Here is a 7,063-nt window from a genome sequence, read left to right on the forward strand (position 1 = left end):
TCCGGAGTTGCCGACATCGGACGAGCAAGCCGGGCCGGTCGGGGCCGAGCGGCCGGGTGGGGTCGAGCAGGTCCCCGTCGGCAAGTCAGGACAACGACCGCCGAAACGGCCCGCAGGAGGCGCGGCGCAGCCGATCGCCTGAGTTGCCGACTCGCACGGGCAGGCCGGGCCGGTGGGGGCCGAGCGGCCGGGTGGGGTCGAGCAGGTCCGCGTCGGCAAGTCAGGAGAACGACCGCCGAAACGGCCCGCAGGAGGCGCGGCGCAGCCGAACTCCGGAGTTGCCGACATCGGACGAGCAAGCCGGGCCGGTCGGGTCCGAGCGGCCGGGCCGTCGGGGCCAGGCGAGCCGAGCGGTCGGGGCCAGGCGAGCCGAGCGGTCGGAGCCAGGCGAGCCGAGCGGTCGGAGCCAGGCGAGCCGAGCGGTCGGAGCCAGGCGAGCCGGGCGGTCGGGGCCAGGCGGGTCGGGCCGGTCGACTCCGTGCGCCGAGGCGACGGGAGGTGTCGGGCGGGGTGGGGCTAGGCGGCGCCGTCGAACATCGAGGTGACCGAACCGTTGTCGAAGACCTCGTGGATCGCCCGGGCGATCAGCGGGGCGATGGGCAGGATCTCGAGCTTGTCGAACTTCTGGTGCTCGGTGAGCGGCAGGGTGTCGGTGACGACGACCGAGTCGATGAACTCGCTGTTGAGGATCTCGGGGGCGGGGTCGCTGAAGACCGCGTGGGTCGCGGCGACCACGACGCCGATCGCGCCGTTGGCCTTGAGCGCCTCGGCGGCCTTGACGATGGTGCGACCGGTGTCGATCAGGTCGTCGACCAGCAGACACACGCGACCCGAGACGTCGCCGACGATCTCGTGGACGGTGACCTGGTTCGGCACCAACGGGTCACGGCGCTTGTGGATGATCGCGAGGGGGGCGTCGAGCTTCTCGCTCCAGATGTCGGCGACGCGGACGCGGCCCATGTCGGGCGAGACCACCGTCAGGGTGGTGTTGTCGAGCTTGGCGCGGAAGTGCTCGAGCAGCACGGGCATGGCGAAGAGGTGGTCGACCGGGCCGTCGAAGAAGCCCTGGATCTGCGGGGCGTGCAGGTCGACGCTCATGATGCGGTGCGCTCCGGCCGCCTTGAAGAGGTCGGCGACGAGCCGGGCGGAGATCGGCTCGCGGCCCCGGCCCTTCTTGTCTTGCCGGGCGTACGGGTAGAACGGCGCCACGACGGTGATGCGCTTGGCCGAGGCCCGCTTCAGTGCGTCGACCATGATCAGCTGTTCCATCAGCCACTCGTTGATCGGCGCCGAGTGGGACTGGATGACGAAGGCGTCCGAGCCACGGACGCTCTCGTCGAAGCGGGCGTAGAGCTCGCCGTTGGCGAAGGTGCGGGCGTCGGTCGGGATCAGCTCGCTGCCGAGCTCGGCGGCGATCTGGTTGGCCAGTTCGGGGTGCGCACGCCCCGAGATCAGAACGAGTCGGTTCTCGCCGGTGATCTTGATTCCGGACACGTCACTCGCTCTCCGGCCCCGAGGGGCCAACCCGACCGGGTTCAGTCGGTCGTTCGTTCGGCGCGAGCGGCGGCCTCGGCAGCCGCCGAGCCGGGGCGGTTCGCCTCGACCCATCCACTCGCATTGCGCTGTGGAGCGATGCTCAAGGCCAGGGCACCGGCCGGCACGTCTTTGCGGACGATCGTTCCGGCGCCTGTGTACGCTCCGTCGCCAATCCTAACGGGGGCGACGAAGACGTTGTGCGACCCGGTGCGGACGTGCGACCCGACCTCGGTGCGGTGCTTGTCCACGCCGTCGTAGTTGGCCGTGATGGTGCCGGCGCCGATGTTCGACCCCTCGCCCACCTCGGTGTCGCCCACGTAGCTGAGGTGCGGCACCTTCGACCCGGCGCCGATCTGCACGTTCTTGGTCTCGACGAAGGTGCCGATCTTGCCGTCGGCGGACAGGAGCGTGTTGGGCCGCAGGTACGCGAACGGCCCTACGGAGGCGCGGGCACCGATGACGGCGAGCGTCGCGTCCGTGCGCTTGACGGTCGCCCCCTCGCCCACCTCGGTGTCGACGAGGGTGGTGTCGGGGCCGACGACCGCGCCCGGGGCGATGTAGGTCGCGCCGCGGAGCTGGGTGCCCGGCAGCAGTTCGACGTCGGGGCTGAGGGAGACGTCGCGGTCGATCCAGGTGGTCTGTGGGTCGACGATCGAGACGCCCTCGCGCTGCCAGTGCTCGACGATGCGGTCGTTCAGCCGACGAGCCGCGGCGGCGAGCTGCACGCGGTCGTTGATGCCCTCGAGGCGCCACGTCTCGTCGATCGCCCGTGCGGCGACGACCTCGCCGGCACCGGTGAGCAGGCCCACCATGTCGGTGACGTACTTCTCGTTCTGCGCGTTGGCCGACCCGATGCGGGGCAGGTGGGTGCGCAGGGCGGCGACGGTGAAGACGTAGGTGCCCGAGTTGATCTCGCGCACGGCCCGCTCGTCGTCGGTGGCGTCCTTGTGCTCGACGATGCGGTCGACGTCGCCCGACTCGCGGCGGACGACCCGCCCGTAGCCGGTGGCGTCGGGCAGCACGGCACTCAGCAGCGTCGCCGAGGCGGAGGCGGCACGGTGCTGGTCGAGCAGGGCGGTGAGCGTCGCGTGGTCGAGGAAGGGCACGTCGGCACTGACGACCACGACGTCGCCGGTGAACTCGGCGGGCAGCGCCTCCACCGCTTGTTCGACGGCTCGACCGGTGCCGGGCACGTCGTCCTGATCGACGACGAGCGCGTGCGGGGCGGTGTCGAGCACGCTCGCGACGACCAGGTCGCGCTCGTGCCGCACCACGGCGACGAGGTGGTCGGGCCGGAGCGCGCCGGCGCTCTCGAGCACGTGCTGGATCAGCGGCAGCCCCGCCAGGCGGTGCAGGACCTTCGGGGTCGAGGACTTCATGCGGGTGCCCTGCCCTGCGGCGAGGACGACGACGGCGAGCTGGCGTTCGGGCATGGTGCTCCTTGGTGAGGGGTGGCGCGTGATCACCGCCGATCCTCCCACGGGAGGCCGCCCGACCACGGGTCACCCACCCGGCGTGGGGAGGCCGCCGACACCGAGACGCGGTGGGGAGGAGTCAGCGGGAGCGGACGACGGCGACCGAGCCCGAGACCGCGACGGCGTCCTCGACGAGCGCGACGGCGACGTCGGGCAGCCCGGTCCCGTCGACGACGGCCTTGCGTGCCCGGTAGAAGAGCCAGCTGCCGACGAGGGCACCGGACGCCCCGGCGAGCGCTGCGGCCACGGGGGTGCCCCGACGGCCGGTGCCGGCCATCGCGATCCCCGCGACGGCGCCGGAGACCGCTCGACCGAACAGCGGGCCGGCACCGACCCGGCTCGGCGTGGCCGGCAGCTTGTCGCCGACGAGCTCACCGACGCCCGCGGCCACCAGGGCACCGCGGCCGAGGGGTGAGCGGAACAGGCGCCAGCGCTGCCAGGGGCCCCGCGCCTCCTGGGCGTCGTGGTTCAGGGCCAGGACGGCGAGCGGCGTCGCCGAGCGCGACCCGCTGAGGACGCCGAGCAGGACGGCCCGGACGAGGGATGGCGTGGGATCGGTCTTCGACATGGCTGGAGTCCTCGTCGTCGGATGGACGCCGAGGGCGCCCGCGGTCGGGGCGGGACGGACCCGACGAGCCGACCGCGACCTGCGACGCTCGGGGCTCCGCCACCAGGATTCGAACCTAGACCTAACAGCTCCAAAGGCTGTCGTGCTGCCGTTACACCATGGCGGACCGCGCGTGCGCGCCGGTCCATTCTGCCAGACCACGACTCGACCGAGGTGCCCGCGTGGGGCGACGGGCCCGCCGGGCCGCACCGCGCCTCCCGCACCCGACGACGGCCTCGGGCATGATGGGCGGATGCCCGAGCAGGACGAGGTCGACCGCATCGTCGAGGCGTGGCGCCACGAGCGACCCGACCTCGACTTCGCGCCGCTCCAGGTGCTCTCGCGCGTCGGGCGGCTGTCGAAGCACCTCGATCGCGCCCGTCGCGAGGCGTTCACCGCGAGCGACCTCGAGTCGTGGGAGTTCGACGTGCTCTCGGCGCTGCGTCGGGCCGGCGACCCCTACCAGCTGAGCCCCAAGACGCTTCTGCAGCAGACCCTCGTCTCGAGCGGCGCGATGACCAACCGCATCGACCGGCTCGTGGCCCGCGGCCTGGTCGAACGCCGCACCGACCCGAACGACGGCCGGGGCATCCTGGTCACGATGACCGGCGACGGACGGCGCGCGGTCGACGCCGCGATCGAACGCCTCGTCACGGCCGAGGGCACCCTGCTCAGCGACCTCAGCGACGACGACCGCCGCCGCCTGACCGACCTGCTGCGGACGCTGAGCCTCACCCTCGGCGACTGAGTCGGGGCGACCGGCGGAGCACGCCGGCCCGCTCGCTACGCCAGCAACTCGCTCAGCTCGAGCCAGCGCACCTCGAGCTCGCCCGTCTTGTGGTCGAGCGCCGTCAGCTTCGCCTGCAACGCGGCCAGACCGTCGAAGTCGGACTGGTCGAAGGAGGCGAACTGGGCCAGCAGGGTCTCGCGCTCGCCCGAGGCCTTCGCGAGCTTGCGGTCGATCGATCCGAGCTCTTTCTCGGCGTTGCGCTTCTCGGCTCCCGACAAGCCGGAGGCGGCGGCCGAGGCCGCGACGGACGCCGAGGCCCCCTGGACGGCCGTCGGGCGGTCGGTCGCGCCTCCTTGGTTCTGGGTCGCCTCGCGACGCAGCTGCAAGTACTGGTCGACACCGCCGGGCAGGTGCCGGAAGCGGCCCTCGAGCACGGCGTACTGCTGGTCGGTGACGCGCTCGAGCAGGTACCGGTCGTGCGAGACGACGAGCAGGGTGCCGGGCCAACCGTCGAGCAGGTCCTCCATCGCGGCGAGCATGTCGGTGTCGAGGTCGTTGGTGGGCTCGTCGAGGATGAGCACGTTCGGCTCGTTCAGCAGGATCAACAGGAACTGCAGGCGGCGCTTCTGGCCACCGGACAGGTCTTTGATGGGGGTCTGCAGCTGGGCGCTGGTGAAGCCGAGGCGCTCGAGCAGCTGCCCGGGCGTCATCTCTTTGCCCCCGGTGACGTACGAGGTGCGCTGCCGGCCGATGACGTCGTTCACCCGCTCGTGCGCGACCTCGTGGAGGTCGGCGAGCTGCTGGTCGAGGATCGCGAACTTGACCGTCTTGCCCTGTTTGACGCGCCCCTCGGTGGGGGCGATGGCCCCGGTGACGACCTTCAGCAGCGTCGACTTGCCGGCGCCGTTCACGCCGAGCACGCCGGTGCGCTCCCCCGGCGCGATGCGCCACTCGACGTCCTGCAGCACGCGCTTGTCTCCGAACGAGACGCCGACCTCGACGAGGTCGACGACGTCCTTGCCGAGGCGCGCGGTCGCCATCTGCGACAGCTGGACGGCGTCACGCACGGGCGGCTCGTCGGCGATCAGCTCGTTGGCCGCGTCGATGCGGAACTTGGGCTTGGTCGAGCGCGCCGGGGCCCCGCGACGGAGCCAGGCGAGCTCTTTGCGCATGAGGTTCTGGCGCTTGGCCTCGGAGGCGGACGCCATGCGGTCCCGCTCGACGCGCTGGAGCACGTAGGCCGCGTAGCCACCCTCGAAGGGTTCGACGATGCCGTCGTGGACCTCCCAGGTGTCGGTCGAGACCTCGTCGAGGAACCACCGGTCGTGGGTCACGACCACGAGGGCGCCCGAGTTCGTCGACCAGCGACGCGAGAGGTGCTGCGCCAGCCAGGCGACGCCCTCGACGTCGAGGTGGTTGGTGGGCTCGTCGAGGAACAGGACGTCCCAGTCGCCGACGAGCAGGGTCGCGAGGGCCACGCGTCGACGCTGGCCTCCGGAGAGGTCCTCGACCCGCGCCTCCCACGGGATGTCGGTGGCGAGGCCCGAGATGACGTCGCGGATGCGCGCGTCGCCGGCCCATTCGTGCTCGTCGCGGTCGCCGACGATCAGGCTGCCGACCGTGGCGCCCTCGGGCAGCACGTCCCGCTGGTCGAGCATGCCGATGGTCAGGCCGCGGCGGGTCGTCACACGACCGTCGTCGGGTTCGAGCCGACCCGCGAGCACCGACATGAGCGTCGACTTGCCGTCACCGTTGCGGCCGACGACACCGATGCGGGAGCCCTCGTCGATGCCGAGGGTCACCCCGTCGAGGACGACCTTGGTCGGGAATTCGAGACGGAGGTTTTCTGCGCCGAGTAGATGAGCCACCACAGAAGCGTAGACGGCCCGGGCCGGGCGGCCGACTCGACGGTGCTCGACCGGGGTCAGCCCAGCGACGCCACCCACTCGTCCGAGCCGTCGGTGAACTCCTGGCGCTTCCAGATCGGGGTGCGGGCCTTGACCTCGTCGACGAGCGCGGCGCAGGCCGCGAACGCCTCGGCGCGGTGGGCCGACGCCACGGCGCAGGCCAGCGCGACGTCGCCCACGACGAGGTCGCCGTAGCGGTGCTCGACCGCGATCGCGACCTCGGGGTGCGCCTCGGCCACGGCGACCGCGACCTCGTGGATCACCTCGGTCGCCGTCGGATGCGCCTCGTAGTGCAGGGCCTCGACGCCCCGCCCCTCGTCGTGGTCGCGGACGACGCCCTCGAACGTCACGACCGCCCCGGAGGCGCGGCTCGTCACGAGCGCGGAGCACTCGGCCACCGACACGGTCACGTCGACGACGCGGGCGAGCAGCACGCGCTCGGAGGCGGGAGGCGCGGCGGGCGCCCCGGCGGAGGCGCCGCCGGGCAGGAGGGTCGGATCGTCGGTGGTCATGCGGCCCCCTCGGGACTGGGATGGCGGTTCTGGGCGTGGTCGACCCCGTGCAACTGGTCGACCACGTGGTCGAGGACGTCCTCGAGGACCGCGAGCCCGTCGCGCACCCCGCCGCGCGAGCCGGGCAGGTTGACGACGAAGGTGCCGCCGGCCACGCCGGCGAGCCCCCGGGAGAGGACGGCCAGGGGCGTCGAGGCCGCACCCCTGCGCCGGAGTTCTTCGGCGATGCCGGGCAGTTCGCGGTCGAGCAGCGGCAGGGTCATCTCGGGCGTCGCGTCGGTCGGCGACACCCCGGT

The 7,063-nt window shown here is 72.4% G+C and carries 7 protein-coding genes, 1 tRNA gene and 1 pseudogene; 1 reads left to right on the forward strand and 8 read right to left on the reverse strand.

The annotated features are described in order from the left end of the window. Positions 1–516 precede the first annotated feature (516 nt). The 4 genes from IFT36_RS14365 to IFT36_RS14380 form a co-directional block, all read right to left on the reverse strand. Positions 517–1,494 (reverse strand): ribose-phosphate diphosphokinase, encoded by a 978-nt coding sequence (locus tag IFT36_RS14365; protein ID WP_056048844.1) that lies wholly within the window; start codon positions 1,492–1,494, stop codon positions 517–519. A gap of 41 nt (positions 1,495–1,535) precedes the next feature. Next, on the reverse strand, positions 1,536–2,969 hold the full coding sequence (gene glmU, locus IFT36_RS14370) for a bifunctional UDP-N-acetylglucosamine diphosphorylase/glucosamine-1-phosphate N-acetyltransferase GlmU (protein WP_056048847.1): 1,434 nt from the start codon (positions 2,967–2,969) through the stop codon (positions 1,536–1,538). A 121-nt stretch (positions 2,970–3,090) separates the two neighbouring features. Beyond that, the gene (locus IFT36_RS14375) at positions 3,091–3,579 is read right to left on the reverse strand and encodes a DUF4126 family protein (protein ID WP_123571604.1); all 489 of its coding nucleotides are present in this window, start codon (positions 3,577–3,579) and stop codon (positions 3,091–3,093) included. Positions 3,580–3,673: 94 nt separating this feature from the next. After that, positions 3,674–3,745, reverse strand: a tRNA-Gln gene (locus IFT36_RS14380). 126 nt (positions 3,746–3,871) lie between these two features. Between IFT36_RS14380 and IFT36_RS14385 the strand changes: the two genes are divergently transcribed. Continuing rightward, positions 3,872–4,366, forward strand: coding sequence for a MarR family winged helix-turn-helix transcriptional regulator (locus IFT36_RS14385; RefSeq protein WP_159827159.1), 495 nt, complete (start codon positions 3,872–3,874; stop codon positions 4,364–4,366). A gap of 35 nt (positions 4,367–4,401) precedes the next feature. Here IFT36_RS14385 and IFT36_RS17110 read toward each other — a convergent pair whose 3' ends face one another. The 4 genes and pseudogenes from IFT36_RS17110 to IFT36_RS14400 all read right to left on the reverse strand — a co-directional run. Next, on the reverse strand, positions 4,402–5,556 hold the full coding sequence (locus tag IFT36_RS17110) for an ABC-F family ATP-binding cassette domain-containing protein (RefSeq protein ID WP_369794404.1): 1,155 nt from the start codon (positions 5,554–5,556) through the stop codon (positions 4,402–4,404). Between the two features lie 191 nt (positions 5,557–5,747). Continuing rightward, positions 5,748–6,294 (reverse strand): annotated as a pseudogene (locus IFT36_RS17115) (ATP-binding cassette domain-containing protein); the annotation flags it as partial. Beyond that, complete coding sequence (locus IFT36_RS14395; protein ID WP_082460591.1) at positions 6,273–6,767, reverse strand: molybdenum cofactor biosynthesis protein MoaE; 495 nt, start codon at positions 6,765–6,767, stop codon at positions 6,273–6,275. The gene IFT36_RS14395 and the pseudogene IFT36_RS17115, both read right to left, overlap by 22 nt. Further along, on the reverse strand, positions 6,764–7,063 hold a 300-nt coding region (locus tag IFT36_RS14400), incomplete at its 5' end, for a MogA/MoaB family molybdenum cofactor biosynthesis protein (RefSeq protein ID WP_249408654.1). The genes IFT36_RS14395 and IFT36_RS14400, both read right to left, overlap by 4 nt.

The sequence above is a fragment of the Frigoribacterium sp. CFBP 13605 genome (assembly GCF_014839405.1).
Lineage (GTDB): Bacteria > Actinomycetota > Actinomycetes > Actinomycetales > Microbacteriaceae > Frigoribacterium.